Consider the following 23797-nt stretch of genomic DNA (forward strand, 5'->3'; position numbering starts at 1 on the left):
GCCTGCACGCGGCGGCGACGCGTTCCCTGGCGCAGGGGTCGATGATCGTGTTCAGCTGAGCGCGTGTGAGGTCACCCACTTGGTCTTGCCGTGGGCGGCCGTCTACGGCCGGGCCCACTTCACCATTCGTCACCAGCACGGCCCTTTCACGCTGCGTGCTGAGGGCCTGCGGCTACCAGCGGTACCAGCGGCCCTTGCGGCCTGCACCGTCCGCGGACCGGACGACGAAGCCGAGCAACCACACGATCAGCACGATCACCGCGATCCACCACAGCGCCTTCAGTGCGAAACCGGCACCGAAGAGGATCAGGGCCAGCAGAAGAACCAGAAGCAGGGGAACCATCGTTATCAACCTCCTGGCCACCGGATGCCCTCACTTCCGTCCTATAAGCACACAAAATCTGAAATATTTTCCCCGCGTAAGGACATGCGCACGCCGTCAACGCCTTCCCCCACGCACCCGACTCACGCACAACAGCCCCCTGCCGCCGGTCGCTCAAGGTTCTTGACCAAAGGGTCTGTCGGCGCGATGACGGGTCACACGCACAGCCGTACCTGAAACGGCAGTGAGGAAGGTGAGCAGCATGTCCGTTGACGAGAAGGCCCGGGCCAAGGCCGAACGGGCAGGGGGCAAGTTCAGCCCACGCTGCCGGACCCGGCCACACCACCACCTCCAGCTACCGCCCAGCGCGTCCTTCACCTGCGCCTCCAGCTCGCACACCTCCGGGATCTCACCTCCTACGACCGGCTCGTCCAGCTCCCGCTGCGCGAGAGCATGACCCGCAAACATGAGCAAAACCATCAAGGTGCTGTTTTCGGGAGGTGGTGCCTCACGTGAACCGACATGTAAGCGACGTTTAGGGAGATTGCGCCCACGCCTCCGAACGGAGACACGTAATGACTTCCTCAACTCTCGCTGAAGCCGGGCTCCCGCACTTGTTAGGCAAGCCTTGCCTGTCTTACGTTCTGTGCGCTTCCTTTGCACGTCAGACCGGAGTCCCCATGTCCAGCGGCAACATTGCCCTGCTCGGAGCCATCGCAGGCTTCACCATCTACCTCGGCCTCCCCCTCGGCCGCCTCCGCACACCCACGCCACGGCTCAAAGCCGGCCTGAACGCCATCGCGATCGGCATCCTGGTCTTCCTCGTCTGGGACGTGCTGACCCACGCCTGGGAGCCCATCGACGAGGCGCTCGGCAAGCACAACTGGGGCACAGTGGCATCCGGAGGCGCCACCCTGGTCGCGGGCCTGACCATCGGACTCGCCGCGCTGGTCCACTACGACGGCTGGATCGCCCGCCGCCGCGAGGCCGCCGCGAGGCCCGCGGGCCCCGGTGCCGCGGCCTCCACCGAGCTGGCGCCCAAGACCCGCAGCCAGGCGGGCTCGCTCGCGCTGATGATCGCCACCGGTATCGGGCTGCACAACTTCGCCGAGGGCCTCGCCATCGGCAACTCCGCTGCCGCGGGCGAGCTCTCCCTCGCCGTGCTGCTGATCATGGGGTTCGGCCTGCACAACGCCACCGAGGGTTTCGGCATCGTCGCCCCCTTGGCCGCTGAGGGTGAACGCCCGTCCTGGAGCACCCTGCTGTGGCTCGGCCTGATCGGCGGCGGCCCCACCTTCCTCGGCACGCTCGTCGGCCAGCATCTGGTCAACGACACGCTGTCGATCGCCTTCCTCGGCCTCGCCGCCGGCTCGATCCTCTACGTCGTCATCGAGTTGCTGGCCGTCGCCCGCAAGACCGGCCTCAAGACGCTCACCACCTGGTGCATCCTGATCGGCCTCCTGCTCGGCTTCGCCACCGACGCCATCGTCACGGCCGCCGGCGCCTGAGCCGGGGTCGTACGACCAGGACACACGACAGCCCACGGTGCCTGGGCTCATGCCTCTGTACGTCGTCAAGCCCCGACTCCGGCACCAACGGCAAGAGCCCCGGTCCCAACGCCATTGGCGTCGGCGTCAACGGGCGTGTCCGCACGGGCTGCGTGCGCGGCTGAGTGGGCGGCCTTTCTTCATTCGGTTGGCGGCCTGGTCCTTCTTCTCCCCGATGACTGCCTGGATGGTGCGTTTCCGCAGGTAGGAGCGGTTAACGCGGGACGAGTAGGCCTTGTCCGCGGCGACAGCATCGGGCCGGGTTCGAGCGGCCGACAGGCAGACGGACCCGTATCTTCCGCAGCACGGGGACGAACTGCGGGCTGTCGGCGGCCTGTCCTGCCATCAGATACGCCGTCGCTCTTACTGCTCGGGGTCGTCTCAGCCGTCCTGCCCGTTCTGATCTGGCGGGCCGCCCCTTTTTGCCGGGCCCGCTCCTGTGCGGCGGCGGCTTCCTCAGGGGCGTCCATGACGTCCCTGCCGAAGTGCATCCCGGCCGCGTCGCGGTGGGCGCGGGGCCCTATCCGCATGGCGGCAGACCGGACGATTCCACCGCGGACCCGGTGGCGGGATCCGTCGCCCAGCAGGTCTGGTGCTCCCGTGCTTCCTACGGGCGCGGGCAGCCAGGTGGCTTTTCTGGACGGCGAGTCGGGCGTATTCGGCCGCTGGAGGTAGCCACGTGCGTAGCCGATCCGGGTGGACGCGCGGACGTCGACGGCGGGGAAATGCGGTGGGCAGTTCGCGGGCGAAGGCGTTCGAGGCGCCAGCCATGGCGAGTGCGCCCGCCGATCGCACGATCCTCGCCTGCTCGGCGGCGGGCTGGTCGAGCCGGGGGGAGCTGCCGAGCGGTGCCTTGTGTGTGGGGGGATCACCGCCGAACAAGCCCACCGGCTCGGCAATAGGGCGGGAGAGGAAGCCCATGCGTCGATCCGGGACCGGGCCTCGCACCTGACAGCTGACGGCACATCATATGCGTGGGTACGACCGTCATACTCCCGTGACGGTGAGATCGGCGCGCGCCCGGACATCCGTCGTGGCGAGATAGTGTTCCTCGACCGCACGCCAACACACGATCCATGCCTCACGCGCCGGCCCACGCCCACGGGCGAGTAGGCGGCGCAGGCACTCCTGGCTTGGAGTGTCGACGAAGACGGTCAGGTGGTAGAAAGCAGCCAGTTCCGGCCGCGCCGTCAGGGTGCCCTCAACGATGACCACCTGCGCGGGCGGCACGGTGCGAGGGGCGCCGTAGCACAGGCTGTTCGTCGCCGGGTCGTACGGCGCATAGTGCGCCGGCCGGCCCTCGCTGAGCGGGACGAGTGCCTGATCGCGTAGCCGGCGCCAGGCGAAGAGCTGGCCGTAGCCATCCTGCGGCCGCATGGCCAGCCGCTCCGCCGGAGACAGGGGGCGGAAGAAGTCGTCACCGTGCACCACCGCCACGTCGTGGACACCTTCCAGGCTCGCGGCCACGGCTGCCGCCAGCGTGGATTTTCCCGCGCCGGCCCTTCCGTCCAAGGAGACCACCGTGCGGCCTGCATCAGCCCGCCCCACAACCGCGGTAACGATCTGCCCTACTGAAACGTTCGACACCTCCATGCCGCAACCCCACCACCCCAACACAGTCACCATTGATCCAGCCGCGCCGACCGTACCGTCCCTCGGACGCCGTGATCACCGACATCGTGGGGCACCTGCCGTAAGGGCGCCCCGTCAACGGCCTGGGACTGGTGAGCTCGCATGTTCAGGTGTCGCGTATCCGCTGACGGGAGCCGACCGCATTCACGGTGAGTGATTGATGTGAGCGTTGTCCCGTAATTGATCACGGTCGTGCTTGCTGACCTGCCTGCTCTCGGCTCAGCCGGTGAGGGATGATCAGGCCAGTGCCCCGGTAGCCTCCGTCCGCGGTCACGGTGGTCGGGCCGATGATGTCCTTCGCTCCGGACAGTTCCCAGGCCTTGCAGTCGTTGCGGCTCCCCGAGACCAGCCGGCCGACGGCGACGACCAGGTGGGTGTCGGCGTCGATGACGACCTGGTGGTTGGTGGAGTACCTGTAGTTCTTCGACTGCTCGGCGCTCGTGTGGTCACGGGTGGGGACCAGGGTGCCGTCGACGATCAGCACGGTGTCGCTCCGGAACCTCTTGCGAGGCCGCAGGCCGAGCTAATGGCCCGAGGTGGGCGATGATCCGGTCCGCGGCGGACTTGGACACCCCGAACAGCGGGGCCGGCTGCCGCAAAGTGAAGTTCGTCCGCCCGTACGCGGCCACCAGCAGGACTCTGTCCTCCAGCGGCAGGCCCCAGGGACGACCTTTGCGCACCGGGTCGGTGCCTGCCCGCCGCAGTGCGGTCACGAGCTTCGTGAATCGTCGAGGGCTCAGACCGGTGAACGGGGCTGTCCAGGAGGGTTCCGACGCCGTGATCCCACCAGCCGCGGCGAGCTCGTCTCACCTTGATGACGCTCCAGGGCTCGCAGCCTCTGGCGGGAGATATCTCGATCGCCCGGACGGGTTCCGCGTGAGATCCTCCGCCCATGGCTACGGAGACCGAGGTGGGAGAGCTGTTGCACCAGCGCGGCTGGCGGACGGCATTCACGGTCGCTGAAACGGTGAGCGCGTGGGCCGCCCTGGTGAGCGTCATCGAGCGCGGTTACGGCGACGACATCCACGAGTACACCAACGACCTCTACTGCCGAAACTGGCTGCACGAGGCATGGCTCCTGCTGGACGAACACATCGTCCAGCTCTGGACCCCAGGTATCAAAGCTCTGGATGACCGCTACACGGCCGCGACCATCGACGACGACGGCCAAGCACTCGACCAGTTCCACAAGCTGCCCGGCCCCGACCTGTGGTGGTGGCGGCGACACCCCCGCATCCTCACCGGAGACCTCGGGCGTTCGCTCCGCTCGGCCGGTGCCATCGGCATCGACGCCGACACAGCATGACCCTCAGCCTCGTGGGTTTCGGGACAGCTCTTACGAGTTGGTGCGTGATAGCGGGTGAGGTGTGTTTGCCTTGCTCACGGCCGTCTTCAGGTGTTGGCCGTGCGGTCGGAGACGAGGCCGGCGATGGCACGGTAGGTGTCGGGCAGGCGGTCGCGGCGATGGGTCCAGCGGGTCAGTTGCTTCCAGCGTTTGTGGTCGGCGAGGGCGTGCTCGACGGTGATGCGGTCGGATGAGTGGCCGTGGCGGGCGCGTTCCCACTGTTCGACTCTGTCGGGCAGTGCTCCCGGCCGGGGTTTTCTCGGCGGTGTGATTGCTCGCCCGCGGTGGTCACGGCTCAGGCCCAGGTAACCGTCGTCCAGGAGGACCTCGACGTCGGGGAAGTGCCGGAAGCAGACGGCGATGCCCGCGTTGCGGGCGGCCGTAGCGTCGTGCATACGCCCAGGTCGCAGGGCGTCGGTCCATAACGTGCGGCCTTGATCGTCGGCGATGACAGTGGCCTTCATGGTGTTCTGTTTCTTCTTGCCCGAGACGAACGCGCGTCGGCCGCCGCGACCGGCCGGTGGCCGACGGACCTGGATTTCGGTGGCGTCCAAACGCAGCTCGACGCCTTCGGCCTGGGCATAGGCAAAGACATCCGTCAGCGTCCGAAGACGCAGGCCGGGACGGTCGGGAACCGCGCACCCCCGCTCCGCCAGGAGCGTGCGCACCTCTCCGATCGCCCGGGTGATGGTGGACCGGTCGACGCCGAACAGCAGCCCCGGCACCGAGTGCGGCAGGTCGTGGCGCAGATGGATAAGGGTGGCCACCAGCCGGTCGACGAACACCAGCTGATGGCGGGCGCCGGCACCTTCGGCTCGCTTGCGGGCCCCGCCTCGCGCAGTATGGCGACGACCCTCGACCCCGGCCTGCCACGGCTCAGCCAACTCATCGACCAAGCAGGCAAGATGATGCCGAGAGAGCCCCGTGAACAGCCGATGCGCCAGCACCGCCCGATTGACCATGATCGCCACAGCGGGATCATGCCACCCACCTGGCACGACACCTCACCCGCTATCACGCACCAACTCGTTAGAACTCCTAACGAAATGATCTCCGAGGTGGTTGGATCACTCCGGGACTGTTGATCCGGAGGTGTGCAGGGGTGCGGCCGAAACCGTGGGAAGTCGACGACGATCTGTGAGCTGTGGTCGAGCCGCTGTTACCCAGGGTGGAACGTCGGGCCCGGCAACCTGGACGCAAGCGGCATCCGGACCGCCTGGTGTCCCAGGGCATCCTGTTCGTGCTGCACACCGGGATCACCTGGGAACATCTGCCGCAGGAACTCGGCTTCGGCTCAGGCATGACCTGGTGGCGCCGACTGGCGGAGTGGATCGAGGCTGGAGTGTGGCTCCAGCTGCACGAGGTCCTCCTGGCCGAACTCCGCGGCGCGAACGCTCTGGAATTCTCCCGGGCGGCGGTCGACGGCTCCCACATCCGCGCGTTAAAGGGGGACCCAAGACCGGACGAAGCCCCGTTGACCGGGGCGGAGCGTGCAGCAAACACACCTGATCACCGACGCCACCGGCATCCCACTCGCCGTGACCCTGACCGGCGGCAAACGCAACGACGTCACTCAGCTCATCCCACTGCTGCAGGCCGTGCCGCCGGTGCGGGGCAAACGCGGCCGACCCCGGCGTCGCCCGGACGTGGTGCTGGGTGACCGCGGCTACGACCACGACAAGTACCGCCGACTCGTCCGGGACCTCGGGGTGAAGCCAGTGATCGCCCGCCGCGGCACTGAACACGGCTCCGGTCTGGGCACTCAGCGCCGGGTCGTGGAACGAGCCTTCGCCCACCTGCACTGGTTCCGCCGTCTACGCATCCACTGGGAGATACGCGACGACATCCACGAAGCCTTCCTCAGACTCGCGTGCGCATTGATCTGCTGGAGGCGGCTCAGGTCCTCGCGTGGACAGTCCTAGAAGGGGGGCCAGCAGGAACCGGAGGGAGGCGTGGGGTTAACACGATTCCCGAAACGCATTTCCAACGGCCAGCGCTGGTCAATGACAGCCGCGGCCTCCTTGCAGGCGCCACACGCGTTGCTCCGATCCGGAACCCACCAGTACGGAGAAACCGAGAGGCCCTCGTGTTCTATGCCGCACAGGGTCGCGCCGGAACCTGTGTAGGCGTAGGCCGTGTCGTAGGCATGAGCCAGGTTCTCAGGGAGGTTCGATGATTCTGCCCGCTCCCAGCGCTCGTACATGGGCTGATACTGCGGCCGTGAAACCTCATGGGGATCACGTCCCAGCTCGGTCCACGCATAGCACCAGGAGCAGAACCACCGTTCCTTCACCGGCAAGTCCCACGCCGCTCGCGGTTTCGCTACCGGTGCCTGCCGCATCTCGTGTCCACACACATCACACGTCACAGCTGGATCCTGCCATGGCAAATCCCCATCTACCGCTGGCAGCAGGCCCCTCGGCCGAACCGCATTCCGGCAGGGGTTCTTAGACGGCGCACCTTCGGCTCCGCGGGGTGGGCAGGTCCCGGTATGGACACCTGCGACAGTCAACAGATTGTGCAGTCACCCCGGTTACGGCCCGGGGATCGAGTGCGGATTGTCTCTGCAGCCAGTCCACCCAGCCGCGAGGGAGTCGCCCGTGGCGTCGAACTACTGACGTCATGGGGGCTACGGGTCGAGTTGGGCAAGCACGCTTCGACCAATGGGGGTGCATGGCCGGCCGGGATGAGGATCGCGTCTTCGACCTGAACTCCGCGTTCGGTGACCCGGGAGTCCGTGCGGTGATTGCCACCCAGGGCGGCAAAGGCGCCTACCGCATCGTCGACGACCTGGACATCGACGCCCTGCGGCGCGGCCCAATACCCTTGGTCGGCTTCAGCGAATCACCCACCTCCACCTTGCCCTGATGCGGATGCGTGAAATTGGCTCTGGCCGTAGTTCCGTGAATCCGCAGGTCAGCGGCGGGAACGCGGGATCGTTTCGGCAGTGTGTTTCCTGCCGTGGCGAGCAAGACGGTCGAGGATGTGTTGTTTCCCGGGATCCCTGTGCGAGTTGAGTGTGTCAGCGACTCCTCCGGCACCCTGGTGGTGGAGGCAGTGTCCACCGGTCGGCCGGGCCGCTGTCCGGGCTGCCAGAAGCAGGCGAGACGCGTGCACAGTTCGGGTCAACGCAGCCTGGATGAGCGGCCGTTGGGATCGCGGCGGGTCGTTGTCCGACTCCGGGTGCGCCGGTACTTCTGCGACCGGAAGAGGTGTTCCCGCAGGACGTTCGTCGAGCAGGTGCCGGGCCTGTCCGAGCGGCACCGCCGGTCGAGTACCGGGCTGACGGGCTGGCTGCGGTCGATCGCGATTGAACTCGGCGGCCGTCCGGCCGCACGGCTGTGCCGGCGTCTGCGGATGGGCGCAGGCCGGACCCAGCTGCTCAGGCTGCTGAAGGCGCCGGCGGTGCCGGACCGCGCCCCGCGGGTGCTGGGGGTGGACGAGTTCGCCTTCCGCAAGGGCTGCACCTACGGCACCGTGCTGGTCGACGTCGAGGCTGGCCGGGTTGTGGACGTACTGCCCGACCGCACCTCCGAGACGTTCGCGGCCAGGCTCAAGGACCATCCCGGTGCGGAGATCATCTGCCGTGACCGGGCCACTGCCTACACGAAGGCGGTCAAGGAAGCCGCTCCCGACGCCCTCGAAGTCGCAGACAGGTGGCATTTGCTGCAGAACCTGTCTGCCGCGGTGGAGAAGACCTGCCACCAGCACCGCAACTGCCTGCGCAAACACGCCGATCAGGAGATGGAGCCGAGCGTGCCGGAACCGGTCCCGACGGAACTGCCGGTGCCGGATCTGCCCCGCACCCAGATCATCGAACGGACCCGTCACCGCTACGAGGACATCCACCGCCTGGTGGAGAAGGGCTGGACGATCAGCGCCATCGCCCGACGCCTGAACCTCGACCGCAAGACTGTACGCCGTTTCCGCGATACCGACCTCGACGAACTCCTGGCCTCCGCCCGTGATCGCCGTCCTAACGGCGTCCTGGAACCGTTCAAGGCGTACCTCAATGCCCGCTTCAGCGAGACCCAAGGCCAGGTCAGCGGCGCCCGCCTGTTCCAAGAGATCCACGAACGCGGCTACAGTGGCAGCCGCCAGGTGGTCCGCGCACACCTCGCCGCTCTGCGCGCGGGCACCGCCGAACCGGTCCGCGCCGAGATACCGAGCCCCCGCAAGATCTCCTCATGGATCATGCGGCCCCGCGAGACCCTCACCGAGAGCCAGGACAAGCGGCTGCTGGAGGTCCGGCTCGCCTGCCCGGACATCACCCGGGCCTGCGACCTCGCCCGCACGTTCGCTGATCTCGTCCGTCACCGGCGCGGATACCTTCTTCTGGAGTGGATCCGCCAGGCCGAACAGGACGCCCCCAAGCCAATGCAAGGCTTCGTCGGCTTCCTCCGCCAGGACCTCGACGCCGTCACCGCCGGGCTCACCCTCCCGTGGAGTTCCGGAGTCGTCGAAGGCCACGTAGATAGGGTCAAAATACTCAAGCGAGCCATGTACTGCCGGGCCTCGTTCGAACTCCTCCGGACCCGCATCCTCACCCGTTCGTGATCATTCAGAGTCGCTCTCAGCCCCATGATTCTCATCAGGTTGGAGGCTGCACAGGCGGCGGCTGGCGAGTCGAGAGCCACCGAATCACTACGCCGTAGGGGTCGTTGATCAGTAGGCTGACACACCGACTATCAGATCGTGTTGCCACGACAAGGGCGGGGGCTCCGTGTCGGATGCAGTGCTGAATGTCGTGATCGGGCTGATCACGAGCGTGGTCAGCGGCGGGTCCGTCTGGGCCTGGAAGCGTGTGAGCACTGCTCGCATCCTGCACCAAAAGCAGGCACTCCTTGGCCTGCGGCCCGGTGTACCGTGCGTCATCATCCTGAACAGCCACTGGCAGATGCCCACCGTTACCGAGCATGGTGACGTCTACGCGATCATCGAACTTGCGATGCTCGCCGAGGAGTCAGGGTGTGCGTTCTCTCTCGTTGCTGCAGAAGCGCCGGAGCTGAATGGGGATCGCACCGAACTGAGCATCGGTGGCCTGGGGTCGAACCGACGCAACGTCGAGTACTTGGCGAGGCACCTGCCCGGTGTGAAGGTCAATCAACGTGGTGACTTCACCGTCGGTGGTGAGCGCTTCCTCCACAAGTATGGTCGAACGGACCATGCGCTGGTCGCGAAGTTCACCCCTCCCCAGTCCGCACAGCCGGTCCTCATGATCATGGGGCAGTCGGCGATCGCCAACCGTGCGGCGGTGCACCTGCTCAAGCACGACTTCAAGCGGCTCGCCAGGGAGATCGAGTCCCTCGATCGATTCTGTCTCATGCTGCGCGTTGACGCCGCGGATACCTACGGGTATCAGGCCGTCGAAGTCGCTACCGACCTGTCGGCTGTCGCGTTCTAGCGCAGCCGCGCCCCTGCGGAGGCCGGCCGGGTTCGGACAGCAAACGCGCTCACAGGGCTGGCCTCGCCTTTCACGGACTTGCGGCCAGAGCCGTGAAATTCCCCAGGCACGATCAATCTCCCCACTTGGTTGACGTGGCAACGAAGTCCTGGAGTCGCCCACCTCCGGAGGGTCCCAGGCCGGCCCGGGCGGTCCAGGGGCGCACCATCGAGACCTGCTCGCCCACCCGTCACTGTTGCGCTCGCGGACGCGCCATCGCCGGACAACTGCACGGTGCAGCGAGTTCTCCGAACTAACAATTTTTGGTCCCAGACCCTGGCCGAGGATCACTCCTCCCCGTACGTGACCCATGTCACATGCGGTTCCTGTCAGCAATCGGGAGGCTGTCCCGCTCAAGTCGCCGGGAGCAAGTCAACCGACAGGAGCGAGACATGAAGCACCGCATCGTCGTCCTCGGCGCCGGCTATGCCGGGTCCTACGTGGCTGGGACCCTTGCCCGCCGGTTGTCCCCGGCGGACACCGAGATCACCGTGATCAACGCCGAGCCGGACTTCGTCCAGCGGCTGCGGCTGCACCAGCTCGCGGCCGGCCGGGAGATCGATGCTCCCCAGCTCGCCGACGTCTTTGCGGGCACGGGGGTTCGGCTGCGCCTGGCCCGTGTCACCGCCGTCGACCCCGAGCGCCAGGTCGTCGCCGTGGCCGACGCCGACGGCGGAGGCGAGTTGGGCTACGACACGCTTGTCTACGCGCTCGGCAGCTACGGTGCCGACCACGGTATCCCCGGCGCGGCTGAGCACGGTTTCGACGTCGCCAGCCGGCCCTCGGCGTTGCGCCTGCGCGAGCGCCTGGACAGCCTGTGCAGGCAGGGAGAAAGCGGGCGTGTGCTGGTCGTCGGCGACGGGTTGACCGGCATCGAGACCGCCACTGAGATCGCCGAAACGCGGCCCGGCCTGTCGGTGGCGTTGGTTGCCCGCGGCGAGCTGGGCGCCTCCCTCTCCGTCGGAGCCCGCAGCCACCTACGTCAGGCTTGCGATCGGCTGGGCATCACCGTCCTGGAGCACACCGAGGTCGAAGCTGTCGAGACGGCGCGGGTGTTGTGTGCCGACGGCACCGCCCTGGCGTCCGACGCAACCGTGTGGACGGCCGGGTTCGCGGTCAGCCCCATCGCCGCCGCCGGCGGGCTGGAGGTCACCGAGAACGGTCGGATCGTCGTCGATCGCACCATGCGGTCCCTCTCGCACCCGAACGTCTACGCCGTCGGCGACAGCGCCTACGCCATCGGCGACAACGGCCGCCCGCTGCCGATGTCCTGTGCTTCGGCCGGCTACACCGGCATGCAGGCCACGGCCGCGATCGTGGGACGCCTGACCGGCCGCAAGATCCCGAACGCCAAGCTGGAGTACCTGGGCAACCACATCAGCCTCGGGCGGCGGGACGGAATCTTGCAGATGGTCGACGGCGAAGGGCGGGCAAAGCCAAAGTACGTGGGCGGCTGGAAGGCCGCGCGGATCAAGGCGGCCATCCTCAAGGTGTCGCTGTGGACCACCTCGCACCCGACCTTCGGCCTGCCCAAGCGCAAGCACCGCCTGGCCGCTGCGCCGCACGCGTCCGCCGACAAGGCGCCTCGCGTAGCCGCCTAGGGTGATCCGAGTGGACAACACCGTGACCGATCGCTTCGGCACCAGCCGGTTCGAGGCCAGCCGGAACCGGCTGGCCTCGCTGGCGTACCGGCTGCTGGGCTCCGCCGTCGATGCCGAGGACGCCGTGCAGGACGCGTTCCTGCACTGGCAAGCCGCCGACCGGCAGCGGATCAAAGTGCCGGAAGCATGGCTGACCAAGGTCGTCACCAACCTCTGCCTGGACCGGCTCCGCTCGGCGCAGGCGCGCCGCGAACGCACCGCGGGTGCCTGGCTGCCCGAACCGCTCCTCGACAGCGACCCGATGCTCGGCCCGGCCGACACCTTCGAGCAACGTGAATCGGTCTCCCTCGCCGTACTGACGCTCATGGAACGCCTGTCACCCATCGAGCGGGCCGTCTACGTCCTGCGCGAAGCGTTCGCCCACAGTCACGCCGAGATCGGCGAGATCCTCGACCTCACCGAGTCCGCAAGCCAGCAGCACCTCCACCGGGCCCGACGCCGCATCACCGGTGCGCGCCGCGGCGGCGAAGAGGAAGTCGATCCGGCATCCGCCCGCAGGATCGTCGAGGAGTTCCTCGCCGCCGCCTCCTCGGGCCGCACCGAACGGCTGGTCGCGCTGCTCACCGACGACGCCACCGCGATCTCCGACGGCGCCGGCCTGACCGAGAAGCTGCTGCAGTTCGACACCGCGCAGCGCATCGCCGCCGTCGTACGGGCCGGCTTCAAACCCACCCCCGCGAAACGGCGACTCGCCGGCGGCACGCCTGCCGTCCACTACGCGCTCGTCAACGGCGCCCCCGCCATCCTCTTCGTGATCGGCGACCAGGTCATCGGCGCCGTGACGTTCGACATCGCAGGAGGCAAGATCGCAACGGTGCGCGCCATCGCAGCTCCCGCCCGCCTCGTCCGCCTCACCGAAGACTGGAGGCAGCACGAACCGGACACGCCGCTCATCGCCCAGTGGTGAGCCCCTCGCCGACCGCCGTCCGGCGCAGCGCCCGCGTTCACGGCCAGAAGCTCGTTGAACGGCTGCTACCTCGCCCTGGCGGGTGGGGAGACCAACTCAGCAGGTCCGTCCAACCCGTGAGCACGGGGTGGGGGTTTTCAAAAATCGCCATCAGCCCTGTGGGCGCGCTACGGCCTGGCCTCGCTGCATGGCCCGTTCGCCAACTGGAGCGACGAATGGTCCGGGCCGGCGTCAGCCGAAGCCCTTCACAGCGCGGTGATGACCACCGACCCTGTGATCATCCACCGGGACACCAGGGAAGCCGGCACGTCGGTCACCGTCGAGGGCACCGCGACCGTTGTCTTGGTCGGCGGCAACCTTGACCGATCCGCACCGAGGCCGGAGCCGGTCTGCCGAGCCTTGAGGGGGCGATCCTCTTTCTCCGAACACCAGAGAGGCACAGGGCTGGGAGAGGTCGACCGCGCGCTGACCCAGCTGACCCGCACTGGGGCCCTGGAGGGGCGGTGCAGTGTCGCACTTGGTCAGTTCCTCGGCTTCGACCAGGATGCCGATGATCCAGCCCTGAGGGGACGGGGCATCGCCGACGTACTGCGCGACCGGCTGACGCCTGGGTGTTCCTGTTCTCGGCGGACTCCCTGCCGGACACGGCCTCCACCCTCCGACCATCCCGCTTGGCACTCAGGCCACGATCGACGCCGTCGAAGAAACCTGGACGGTTCAGGCAGCCGTCGCGTGACCGACGACCGCCTTACCCAGCGTGCAAGGCGCCCCCGCAGCGGTGATTGATCGTCCAGTCAATCACCGTGTGTGGCCGCCTGGGGCGTAAGGGACCGACCACAGCGGCACGCCCACCGCCAGGCCCCGCGTGATCCAGCGCCGCCGGTGGCGCCCACGCGGGCGCCGCACGCCACTGGCCGCGTGGGCGCGCCGACTACGGCCTCCCGCCGTGGGAAGTCCGTCTCGTTCATAGGGCTACTCCGTGCCTCGCACCTGCCGCGCGCCTGTTCAGGCCGGCGCTGCGTGGCGCAGGCGGCAGGCGGCAGGCGGCAGGCGGCAGGCGGCAGGCGGCAGGCGGCAGGCGGTATGAGGATCGGACGGCACGACATTGTGATCGCCTTCTTGGTCGCCCGTCAGTTGCCGCCGTTCCGCGAAAGGTTGCCGCCAAGCGGCCGCAGGCTTCGCAGCGAGGCCGGACGGTGCCGCCCGGACAGCACGTCTTCGCCGGCCAGTACAGCCACGCCACCGGCGGACGGGACGGCAAGGACGACACCCACTCTGCCGACGCCGGGACCGCCGCAGGCGCCCTCGCGGCCGCAGGCCCTCGCGAGGTGCCCCAGCCGCAGGCTTCACGGCCTTGGGGCCGGCCGGGCACGAGGGTGGAGGCGCGCACCGCGTCCCCGTGCGCTCGCCTTCGTCGTGTCGCTGGTCAGGGCTCCCCGGGGCTGACCTTCAGCACCGGCATCGCCGGGATCGGGGTGCCTTCGGGGAGGTGCACGGTCAGTGCCTGCGGGCCGCGCTCGAAATCCAGCGGATCGGGGTGGCCCAGCAGATGCACGGCGCCGATCCGCTGGTTGTGGAGCGTCAGGTCCTGGCCCAGAGAACGCACGTGGATCCGGCCGTCCCGGGCGCCGCCGAGCGCCGTGACGTACAGGTGCTCGGCCCGCGTCGTGAACCGCAGGTCGGCGGGGCCGTAGCCGGGCTGGTCGTTCTCGGTGAACTGCCCTTCCTTGACCCGCGACGGCCCTTCGCCGTAGACGACCCACGGCCGGCTGGCGTAGATCGCCTCACCGTTGACCGCGAGCCACGCGCCGATCTCCCGCAGCAGCTCGACCTCCGGCTCCGGAATGCTGCCGTCCGCCTTCGGGCCGACGTTGAGCAGCAAGCACCCGTTCTTGCTGACCACGTCCACGAGGAAGGCGAGCAGATCGGTGCCGCTCTTGTAGTCGTGCCCTTCGACATGGCCCCAGGAAGTGCGCGAGACCCCGGTGTCGGCCTGCCACGGATCAGGGCGCAGGTTCGCACTCGCGCCGCGCTCGACGTCGTAGACCGCGGTGCCCGGGGCGAACGCGTCGTGCTTGTACGCCAGCACGGGGCCGCGCCGCCACGAGGCGGCCCTGTTGTAGTAGTAGGCGGCGAGCTTGGGCAGGTAGGGCTTGAATGCGGGCTGGTGGATCCACCAGTCGAAGTACAGCAGCTGCGGCTGGTAGCGCTCGACCAGTTCAGCGGTGCGCGCGAGCCAGTCCTCAAGGTACTGCGGGCTCGGCGGCAGCTCCTGAGGCTGGGCCGGGCCGTAGAGGTCGGCGTGGCGGCCGGCACGCACATCGGAGTCGAACCCCATCCCGCCGTTGAGGAACCACCAGTGCTCGGCACGGTGCGTCGACAGGCCGAACACCATCGACTGCGCCCGCACCGCGGCCGCCAGTTCCCCGACGACGTCCCGCTGCGGGCCCATGGCGGCGGCGTTCCACGGGTTGAGAGCGCTGTCGTACATGGCGAATCCGTCGTGGTGCTCGGCCACCGGCACGACGTACTGGGCTCCCGCCTCGCGGAACAGGGCGGCCCAGGCGTCCGGATCGAAGTTCTCCCCGGTGAGCTCGGGGATCAGGTCCTTGTAGCCGACCTTGTCCTGCGGGCCGTAGACCTCCCGGTGGTGCTCGTACTCCGGGGAACCCGGTATGTACATGTTGCGCGGGTACCATTCGTTCCCGAACGCCGGGACACAGTAGGGACCCCAGTGGATGAAGATCCCGAACTTCGCATCCCGATACCAGTCAGGAACCTGATACCTGGCCAGGGATTCCCAGCTCGCTCCGAACGGGCCCTCCCTCAAGGTCTGGTCGACGGTGTTCAGAACGTCGGTCACAGTCGTCACCGAGGTCCTCCGGAAACGTAGTCGAACCATTCGAAACGAACCGTTCCGGCCGTCGCGTACATGCCGATCACCCGGCCGGTGAAGCCGCCCGCCACTTCGGTGGACAGGTATCGGCCGTCGAGGGTGGCCAGGTCCGTGGCAGCGCCGCCGGGCTCGGCCACACCGAACGACACGGTGTCCGGTCCGCCGCGCGCGTCCCGCGGCTGCTGCTCGGCGATGCGGACGGTGAGCTCGACCGGGCCGGCCGGCACCGGCCGGGACGCCACGACTGTGCGCAGCGGGCCGATGCGAGCCACCACCCGCACCTCGGCGTCAGCGACTTCGATCCCGTAGTGGTGGTGCTCGTCGAGCCGGACCGCCAGGCCGCCTTCGCCCTCCGTCGCGTCCATCAGGGCGCTGGCAGAGCACGACAGGTGCTGCTGGCGGCGGCCGACGAAGACGACGTCATCAGCATCCAGCGACTCCCCTCGTGCCCGCAGGGTCAACCAGCCAGGCCGGTCCTGCGTGGTGACGAACTCCTCGGGCCGGTCCCGCAGCGAGATCCACTGCGGCCGCAGCGCGCTGCCGTCGAAGTCATCTCGGACCGGCTCGGCCACCGGCACTTGGAGCGGCCACGGGATCCCCGACAGATCTGTGACGACCTCGCCGACGACCGGCCAGCCGTTGATCCATTCGACGGGGGCGAGGAACGTCTCCCGGCCCAGGACGTGCCATCCGGGCGTGCCGCCGCCAGGCCGGGTCCCGAGGAACACCAGCCACCACGAGTCGTCAGGGCCCTGCACCAGATCCGCATGGCCGGTGTTCTGCACCGGATGCTCGACGCCGCGGTGGGTGAGGATCGGGTTGGCCGGGTTCGGCTCGAACGGTCCGCTCGGCGACGGCCCGCGCGCGATCGACACGGCGTGCCCGCGCTCGGTGCCGCCCTCGGCGATCATCAGGTACCAGTAGTCGCCGATACGGTACAGGTGCGGGGCCTCCGGTGCCTTGGCACCGCGCGTTCCTGACCAGACCCGCGCAGGCTCACCGAGGGTTTCACCGGTATCAAGGTCCAGACGCACCTGTCCCACACCGGCCACGGTGCACCAGCAGGTGCCGTCCTCGTCCCACGCCAGGTCCGGGTCGATGCCGGGCACCCCGGGCAGCATCACCGGCTCGGACCAGCGGCCGGCTGGGTCGGTGGCGGTGACCAGCAGGTTGCCGCCCTCGCTGACATTCGTGGTGATCAGCCAGAACCGGCCGTCGTGATGCCGAAGCGTCGGGGCGTAGATCCCGCCGGACGACGAAGCCCGCGACAATCGCAGTTGGCTCGGGCGATCCAGCACGTTGCCGATCTGGCGCCAGTTCACCAGGTCACGGCTGTGGAAGATCGGCACCCCGGGGAAGTACTCGAAGCTGGAGCACGCGAGGTAGTAGTCCTCCCCCACCCGGCAGATGCTCGGGTCGGGATGGAACCCCGGAACGATCGGGTTCGAAGCGGTGTTGCCCACGATCAAGCCTCTCGGAGAGCAGGGAGAACAGTGGAGAACAGCGAAAGTCTCCGGGAGTATAGTCGAAGCGCTTCGATACGGCGCTGGACAGGATCCGATGAGTAAGTCCCGCCTTCAGGGGCGAGGTCCGGAGAGCAAAGAGTCGCTGCGTCGAAGCGCTTCGCACCGCCTCGCCGACCCACCGCCGCCAGCGGCGCTTGCCAGTTGTCGGCAAGGGGGTCTCCGGCCGCACCGCCCGCCGGACCACCTGGTGATCACCCACCAGCTGATCGGCCAGGCCGGCACACCCCGGCCTCGATCGCGTACCGAGTCGCAAGCAAACGCCGACTGGAACTGGTCGAGGCCGCGGACGAGAGGGTGCTGGCCAAGGCCATCGCCCGCTACGGCCGCGTCAGATCTCTTGTGCATCGACGGGCTGGGCTATATGTAGCTGGACCGCAGGGGCGCTGAGCTGCTGTCCCAGGTTCTGACGGCGCGAGAGGAGAAGAACGGTGTCGCCATCGCCTCGAACGAGGGTTTCAGCGGTGGAGCGGGCCGCCGCCCAGGACGGCAAGGCAGGCTGACCGCCCGGGGACTCACCACGCCAGGAGGCGCCGCGCTCCTCAACCTGAGTAACTGGAACGTTGAAAGATCTTGCACACGCCACCGGGGAGATTCGCCTGTGAAGGTCGGACTGGCACGTTCCGCCGCAATCCAGTGGGTTGCCCAGCATGCCCAAGCTGATGCCGACTTCCGAGGCGCGTACTTCAGCGGATCGACCGTCGGGCTGCCGGACGACGCCGAGCTGCCGCCCACCTCCGACATCGACCTCGTCGTCGTCACCGCCCAGGAGGACGCACCGGCCAAGCCGGGGAAACTTCGCTTCCAGGACGCCCTGCTGGAAGTCAGCTACCTTCCCTGGACCGAGCTCGCCTCCGCAGACGACGTCCTGGCGTCCTACCACCTGGCCGGCAGCTTCCGCACCGACGCGATCATCGGTGACCCCACCGGCCATCTGCACACACTGCAGGCGTACATCTCGCGCCACTTCGCCGCCCGACCCTGGGTCCGCCTCAGATGCCAGGATGCCCGCCACCGGATCGAAACCCGCCTCTCTGCGATCGACACCTCGGCGCCGTTCCACGAGCAGGTGATCTCCTGGCTGTTCCCCACCGGCGTGACCTGCCACGTGCTTCTCGTCGCCGCCCTGCGGAACCCCACCATCCGCCTGCGCTATCTGGCCGCTCGCGAGGCCCTCACCGACTACGGCCATCTCAGCCTCTATCCGGAACTTCTGAACCTTCTCGGCTGTTCACACCTGCCCGCGCAGCGTGTCCAGCACCATCTCCGGGAACTCGCCGCGACGTTCGACGCCACCGTCCAAGTGGCGAAGACCCCGTTCCCTTTCAGCAGCGACATCACGTCCATCGCACGGCCGGTCGCGATTGACGGAAGTCGGAGGCTCATCGACTCAGGCGACTACCACGAGGCCGTCTTCTGGATCATCGCGACCTTCGCCCGCTGCCACACCATCCTGGCCGCCGACGCGCCCCAGCTGCACAAAGCACTCTCCCCAGCTTTCCAGGCAGCCGTCACCGATCTCGGCATCAGCTCCACCCTCGACCTCATCCACCGGGCCGAACAGGTGACCCGCTTCCTGCCCCGGCTCTGGCAGACCACCGAGGACATCCTGAACAACAACCCCGACATCACCGAATAGCAGAGGAAAGACATCGGCTCGGTCACCGAGCGTCGGGTACGGCGGCGAAGAAGCCCATCGGGGAGCCGCCGTGGACGGCGCGAGGTCGACCGCGGCTCCGCCGCTCCCCCCGGCGCAGGCGTGCGGATGGTCAAGTACGCGGGTTGGCCATATCCGTGGAACTGCCCATGCGAGGGGCACCGGCAGCGGTCCCAGCGGGCGTCATCGAACCCCGGTCCCTCGAAACCGTCCGTCTCGTCCGGGGCGCTCGATGCCAATCGGAACGCCCACTCACCGCTCAGATCCATTCGATCGGCATCAAAGCGCAAGGCCGCACGCGCCGTCACGGCGCCGCGATCAGTAGATGCGCATGTCGAGCAGTGCGGCGCCGGCCCGTACGAAGACCGGAATGCGTTCCAGCGGCGCGGAAGCCTCCACCATGCGGCCGCCCTCGGGTCTTGAAGGGGGCCAGCCCGAGGCGGGGGACTCCTGGTGAGTACTGGTAGAGCAGCTCGATGCGCTCGTCGAGCGTCAGCCGGGAGATCAGGTCGTCGACTCGCTGTGCGAGGGGTAGCGCGGGGTCACGGAACGGCAGGTCGGGGGTGGGCGGCTCGGGGCGTGGGGCGGCGGTACTCACCTGAGAGGTCCCTTGGGGGAGGTCGAAGGAGAAGGCGTGGGAAGCGTGGGCGGCTCGGGGCCCGGGTGGCGTACGGCTTTCCTCGATCACACGGTCCCGCAGTCGAAGCGCTTCGACATTGGCATGACGCTGAGTCGTGTGTCAATCACATGTCGTCCAGTCGTCGCAAGTCGCTTGTTCCAGCGCGGGCATCACGCCGAGGAGCAGCTCACCTGTGGAAAAAGATCCAGGAAGGGGGGTGCACCCCTCACCTCGACCGCGCCTGTTACCGGAAAGTGACCTGACGGCCCGTTGTGCGTCCGGCAACACGGCCTTACTGTCACCGAAACGTCGAAGCGCATCGATCATTTTCCCGCCCTCCCGGAATCAGGCCGCCGGACGACTCGGCGTCGGCCCGCCCGGCGGTCGGATCCTCCGAAAACGAAGGGCCGCAACGACATGAACCTCGTCGAGATGAACCGCCGCGCTGCCCGCCTATGTGCCCAGCACGGTCGTCAAGCGGGACATCGCGTCCGTCGGACTCCCCAACGGAACGGTCACGGACCCGGGTTACCTCGCCTTTCCCGCCGAGCCGGTCACCACGGTGAGATCACCGAGGAGCAGTGTGCTGGTGGTCGTGCGGACACTGCTCCCCGTCGTCGCCTTCCCCTTCCTTCAGAAGCATCTGGCCCAGGGCATGTTCACCCGAGCGATCAAGGGCTGGGGACGCACATGACGCAGCGCATCACCGACCGCCTCGGTGGCCTCGCCTGACGGTCGGCGTCCCTCATGCTCGCGGGACAGACAGCGGTGACACGCCGCACCGGCCAACGCCTCCCCGTCATCGGCCACGACCTGCTCACGGACGGTCGGTCGGCCCGGACGGGCCGACCCCATCCGCCCAGCCCTCCCGACCACACCAGAGCCGACGGTACTGCTGCTCGTCCGCAGGCCCGTTCGGACCCGCACCCCGAAAGGCCAGGACCCGCCATGCCCCCAGCCCCGCACTTCTCCCGGCGAGGACTGCTGGCCGCCGGCACGGCCGCGGCCGCACTCCCCCTGCTCGCCCCCTCCGCCCCCTCCGCCGCCGCTGCCACATCCGCCCGCGCGGCCGGCAGGGTCCGACGCGCGCCCTACGCCTTCCGCAACGCGGAGATAGTCGGTGGCGGCTTCGTCCCCGGTATCGTCTTCAACCAGCGCGAACCCGGACTGGTGTACGCCCGGACCGACATCGGCGGTGCCTACCGACTCGACACGGCGTCCCGGCGGTGGATCCCCCTCACCGACTGGATCGGCTGGGACGAGTACGGACACACCGGCATCATCAGCATCGCCACCGACGAGGTCGACCCCGACCGCGTCTACCTGGCGGCGGGCACCTACACCCTGCCCGACTGGGATCCGGCCATGGCGGCGATCCTGCGGTCGACCGACCGCGGCCGCACCTGGAAGACCACTCCCCTGCCGTTCCGGCTGGGCGGCAACATGCCCGGCCGGGGCATCGGCGAGCGGCTGGCGGTCGACCCCCACCGCAACGGGATCCTCTACCTCGGAGTGCGCGGGGGCCACGGACTGTGGCGCAGCACCGACCACGGCAAGACCTTCGCGAAGGTGACCGGCTTCCCCAACGCGGGCAACTTCGTCCCCGACCCCACCGACACCGGCGGCTACAACGGCGACAACCTGGGCGTGCTGCAAGTCGTCTTCGACAAGCGCACCGGCGGAGCGGGCAGGGCCACCCGGATCCTCTACGTCACCGTCGCCGACAAGGACAACATCCTGTACCGGTCCACCGACGCGGGAGCGAGCTGGGAACGCGTCCCCGGACAGCCCACCGGCTACATCCCGCACCACGCTGTCTTCGACCATGTCGGCGGCTACCTCTACCTGGCGACCAGCGACACCGCCGGCCCCTACGACGGCTCCAAGGGCGACGTGTGGAAGCTGGACACCGCCACCGACACCTGGACCCGCATCAGCCCGGTCCTGTCCACCAGCGCGGACGACACCTACGGCTACAGCGGCCTGACCATCGACCGGCAGAACCCTGACACCCTGATGGTGTCCACCCAGGTCAACTGGTCTCCCGACTGCATCCTCTTCCGCTCCACCGACGGCGGCGCGAGCTGGACCCGCGCGTGGGACCTGGGCAAGAGTTCCGGGCGCACCCTGCGCTACGACATCGACATCTCCGCCGCCCCCTGGCTGACCTGGAACGCCTCGCCGCCGCTGCCCGAGATGGCCCCCAAGCTGGGCTGGATGATGGAGTCCGTCCAGATCGACCCCTTCGACTCCGACCACTTCATGTACGGAACCGGGGCGACGATCTACGGCGCCGACAACCTGACCGCCTGGGACCGCGGCGGCACGGTACACCTGTCCGTGCGAGCCCAGGGCCTGGAGGAGTGCTCGATCGGCTGCGTGATCAGCCCACCCGTCGGTCCCGCCCACCTCTTCTCGGGCGTCGGCGACGTCGGCGGCTTCCGCCACACGGATCTGACCAAGGCGACGAAGATGTACGACCATCCGACCTTCGGCGCCACCCCGGCCCTGGACTACGCGGAGCTGGCACCGCACACGATCGTACGGGTCGGCAACCCCACCAGCGGCTGGAGCCAGCACTTCGCCCTCTCCACCGACAGCGGCGCGACCTGGACGCCCTCGCGCAGCGAGCCCGCCGGCGTCACCGGCCCCGGGGCCGACGACCAGGCCGTCGCCATCAGCGCCGACGGCAGACGCATCGTCTGGTCACCGGCCGGAGCCCCGGTCAGCTGGTCCGACGACCACGGAGCCACCTGGACGGCTTCGAAGGGGCTGCCGGCCGGGGCTGCCGTGCGCTCCGACCGGGTGAACCCCGCGAAGTTCTACGCCTACCACTCCGGCGCCTTCTACCTCAGCACGGACGGCGGCAAGAGCTTCACGGCCACGGCGGCGACCGGTCTGCCCACCGCGGGAAACGTCCGGTTCAAGCCGGTACCGGGCCACGAGGGCGACATCTGGCTGGCCGGCGGCACCACCAAGCCCGCCACCCCCACACCGTACGGGCTGTGGCGGTCGACCGACTCCGGAACGTCCTTCACCAGGTTCGAGGCGGTGGACCAGGGCGACGTCGTCGGATTCGGCAAGGCCGCGCCCGGTGCCACGTACCCCGCCGTGTACACCAGCTCCAAGATCCGCGGCGTGCGCGGCATCTTCCGTTCCGACGACGCGGGCCGGACCTGGACCCGCATCAACGACGACCGCCACCAGTACGCCTGGACCGGCAACACCATGACCGGAGACCCACGGGTCTACGGCCGCGTCTACTTCGGGACCAACGGACGCGGAGTCATCTACGGCGACCCGGTGTGAGGTCTGACTCCCGGTCACCGCGATCCGCGCCTTCCGTCCCGAAGGGGAGACCGAGGGAGCCCTGCCGCCAGGGCAGGACGACCGACTTCTCCCCTCCTGTGTGATCCCCCACCCAGCACACATTCAGGAGGGCTGATGAAATTCCGTATCGGCTGGGCCGCGCTTCTCGCGGCTCTGGCTCTCGTCTTCACCCTGCCGGACTCGGCAGTGGCAGCGTCATCGACGTACTGGTTCAAGTACTACGCGACCGGCGGCAACGCCTCGACGTGGTACAGCAACGATGCCTCGTGGGGTGTGAACTCCTCGACCGGCACCGGCTTCGTCGCCATGGTCGACGGCAAGGACTGGGGCTACACGTCCCCGGTGACCACACTCCCCAAGAAGCTCAGCGCCATCAGTCCCAACAACACGACGTGGTTCAGCCAGTCGGCGTACCCGAACTCCGGCTCGTACTACGACGCCACGTACGACATCTTCATCGACCCGACCGCCGCGCCCACCACCCGCAACTCCCACAACGAGCTGATGATCTGGCTCAACTGGTCCAACACCAAGCCACTCTCCAACGCCTATGACGCGAACGGCAACGCGATCCCGGTCGCGACCAACGTCAGCCTCGGCGGCCGCACCTGGAACATCTACGAGTACAACTGGCCGGACGGCGTCAGCCACACCATCAGCTACCTGGACACAAGCAGGTCCGGCTGGTGGTCCGGCAGCCTCACCCCGTTCTTCGACTGGGGCATCAGCAGGGGCTACTACACCAACGACCAGTACCTCAACAGCATCATGGCCGGCTGGGAGTTCGGACCCGGCAACTACACCGCCAGCTCCTGGGGTGTCGCGGGCTTCTGATGCCCGCGGCAAACCGAAGGGCGGACGAGTGACCGACCGCTCTGTGCCCGGAAGCACCGCCCGGCTCTCCGTACGGAGGGT

General features: G+C 68.3%; 16 protein-coding genes and 5 pseudogenes. 13 read left to right on the forward strand and 8 right to left on the reverse strand.

Annotation, left to right across the window (positions count from 1 at the left end):
• Positions 1-172: 172 nt before the first annotated feature.
• On the reverse strand, positions 173-343 hold the full coding sequence (locus ABT171_RS39995; protein ID WP_121790737.1) for a hydrophobic protein: 171 nt from the start codon (positions 341-343) through the stop codon (positions 173-175).
• A gap of 659 nt (positions 344-1002) precedes the next feature.
• Here ABT171_RS39995 and ABT171_RS40000 point away from each other — a divergent pair.
• Positions 1003-1830 carry a ZIP family metal transporter gene (locus tag ABT171_RS40000; RefSeq protein ID WP_351251644.1) on the forward strand — a complete coding sequence of 276 codons (828 nt, stop codon included), beginning with the start codon at positions 1003-1005 and terminating at the stop codon, positions 1828-1830.
• Positions 1831-1965: 135 nt separating this feature from the next.
• Here the strand turns inward: ABT171_RS40000 and ABT171_RS40005 are convergent.
• From ABT171_RS40005 to ABT171_RS40015, 3 genes and pseudogenes are all read right to left on the reverse strand, one after another.
• Positions 1966-2384 (reverse strand): annotated as a pseudogene (locus ABT171_RS40005) (IS5/IS1182 family transposase); the annotation flags it as partial.
• 472 nt (positions 2385-2856) lie between these two features.
• The gene (locus ABT171_RS40010) at positions 2857-3462 is read right to left on the reverse strand and encodes a uridine kinase family protein (RefSeq protein WP_351251646.1); all 606 of its coding nucleotides are present in this window, start codon (positions 3460-3462) and stop codon (positions 2857-2859) included.
• Between the two features lie 247 nt (positions 3463-3709).
• Positions 3710-4283 (reverse strand): annotated as a pseudogene (locus ABT171_RS40015) (transposase); the annotation flags it as partial.
• A gap of 110 nt (positions 4284-4393) precedes the next feature.
• On the opposite strand from ABT171_RS40015, the gene ABT171_RS40020 reads away from it, so the two are divergent.
• Positions 4394-4807: a hypothetical protein gene (locus tag ABT171_RS40020; RefSeq protein ID WP_351251648.1), complete on the forward strand. Its 414-nt coding sequence runs from the start codon at positions 4394-4396 to the stop codon at positions 4805-4807.
• 86 nt (positions 4808-4893) lie between these two features.
• Here the strand turns inward: ABT171_RS40020 and ABT171_RS40025 are convergent, their stop codons facing one another.
• Positions 4894-5808 (reverse strand): transposase family protein, encoded by a 915-nt coding sequence (locus ABT171_RS40025; protein WP_351251686.1) that lies wholly within the window; start codon positions 5806-5808, stop codon positions 4894-4896.
• A gap of 182 nt (positions 5809-5990) precedes the next feature.
• On the opposite strand from ABT171_RS40025, the pseudogene ABT171_RS40030 reads away from it, so the two are divergent.
• From ABT171_RS40030 to ABT171_RS40055, 6 genes and pseudogenes are all read left to right on the forward strand, one after another.
• Positions 5991-6768 (forward strand): annotated as a pseudogene (locus ABT171_RS40030) (IS5 family transposase).
• Between the two features lie 700 nt (positions 6769-7468).
• Positions 7469-7714 carry an LD-carboxypeptidase gene (locus ABT171_RS40035; RefSeq protein ID WP_351251650.1) on the forward strand — a complete coding sequence of 82 codons (246 nt, stop codon included), beginning with the start codon at positions 7469-7471 and terminating at the stop codon, positions 7712-7714.
• A 189-nt stretch (positions 7715-7903) separates the two neighbouring features.
• Positions 7904-9403 (forward strand): ISL3 family transposase, encoded by a 1500-nt coding sequence (locus ABT171_RS40040; protein WP_351251688.1) that lies wholly within the window; start codon positions 7904-7906, stop codon positions 9401-9403.
• Positions 9404-9569: 166 nt separating this feature from the next.
• On the forward strand, positions 9570-10250 hold the full coding sequence (locus ABT171_RS40045; RefSeq protein WP_351251652.1) for a hypothetical protein: 681 nt from the start codon (positions 9570-9572) through the stop codon (positions 10248-10250).
• 431 nt (positions 10251-10681) lie between these two features.
• Positions 10682-11890, forward strand: a complete 1209-nt coding sequence (locus ABT171_RS40050) for an NAD(P)/FAD-dependent oxidoreductase (RefSeq protein WP_351251654.1) — start codon at positions 10682-10684, stop codon at positions 11888-11890.
• 10 nt (positions 11891-11900) lie between these two features.
• Positions 11901-12857, forward strand: a complete 957-nt coding sequence (locus ABT171_RS40055) for a sigma-70 family RNA polymerase sigma factor (RefSeq protein ID WP_351251656.1) — start codon at positions 11901-11903, stop codon at positions 12855-12857.
• A gap of 1426 nt (positions 12858-14283) precedes the next feature.
• On the opposite strand, the gene ABT171_RS40060 is transcribed toward ABT171_RS40055, so the two are convergent.
• Together ABT171_RS40060 and ABT171_RS40065 are read right to left on the reverse strand one after the other, a co-directional pair.
• Positions 14284-15759, reverse strand: coding sequence for an alpha-L-fucosidase (locus ABT171_RS40060; RefSeq protein WP_351251658.1), 1476 nt, complete (start codon positions 15757-15759; stop codon positions 14284-14286).
• On the reverse strand, positions 15726-17216 hold the full coding sequence (locus ABT171_RS40065) for a glycoside hydrolase family 43 protein (RefSeq protein ID WP_351251660.1): 1491 nt from the start codon (positions 17214-17216) through the stop codon (positions 15726-15728). The genes ABT171_RS40060 and ABT171_RS40065 overlap by 34 nt, the downstream gene beginning before the upstream one ends.
• Before the next feature lie 318 nt (positions 17217-17534).
• Here ABT171_RS40065 and ABT171_RS40070 point away from each other — a divergent pair.
• Positions 17535-17742 (forward strand): annotated as a pseudogene (locus ABT171_RS40070) (ATP-binding protein); the annotation flags it as partial.
• Positions 17743-17877: 135 nt separating this feature from the next.
• Complete coding sequence (locus ABT171_RS40075) at positions 17878-18915, forward strand: hypothetical protein (RefSeq protein WP_351251690.1); 1038 nt, start codon at positions 17878-17880, stop codon at positions 18913-18915.
• Positions 18916-19348: 433 nt separating this feature from the next.
• Here ABT171_RS40075 and ABT171_RS40080 read toward each other — a convergent pair.
• Positions 19349-19531, reverse strand: a pseudogene (locus ABT171_RS40080) (hypothetical protein); the annotation flags it as partial.
• A gap of 478 nt (positions 19532-20009) precedes the next feature.
• Between ABT171_RS40080 and ABT171_RS40085 the strand changes: the two are divergent.
• From ABT171_RS40085 to ABT171_RS40095, 3 genes are all read left to right on the forward strand, one after another.
• Positions 20010-20246, forward strand: coding sequence for a hypothetical protein (locus ABT171_RS40085; protein WP_351251662.1), 237 nt, complete (start codon positions 20010-20012; stop codon positions 20244-20246).
• 254 nt (positions 20247-20500) lie between these two features.
• Positions 20501-22861 carry a xyloglucanase gene (locus ABT171_RS40090; protein ID WP_351251664.1) on the forward strand — a complete coding sequence of 787 codons (2361 nt, stop codon included), beginning with the start codon at positions 20501-20503 and terminating at the stop codon, positions 22859-22861.
• 135 nt (positions 22862-22996) lie between these two features.
• On the forward strand, positions 22997-23716 hold the full coding sequence (locus tag ABT171_RS40095) for a GH12 family glycosyl hydrolase domain-containing protein (RefSeq protein ID WP_351251666.1): 720 nt from the start codon (positions 22997-22999) through the stop codon (positions 23714-23716).
• Positions 23717-23797: the final 81 nt, after the last annotated feature.

It is taken from the genome of Streptomyces sp. NPDC001851 (genome assembly GCF_040297165.1).
GTDB lineage: Bacteria > Actinomycetota > Actinomycetes > Streptomycetales > Streptomycetaceae > Streptomyces.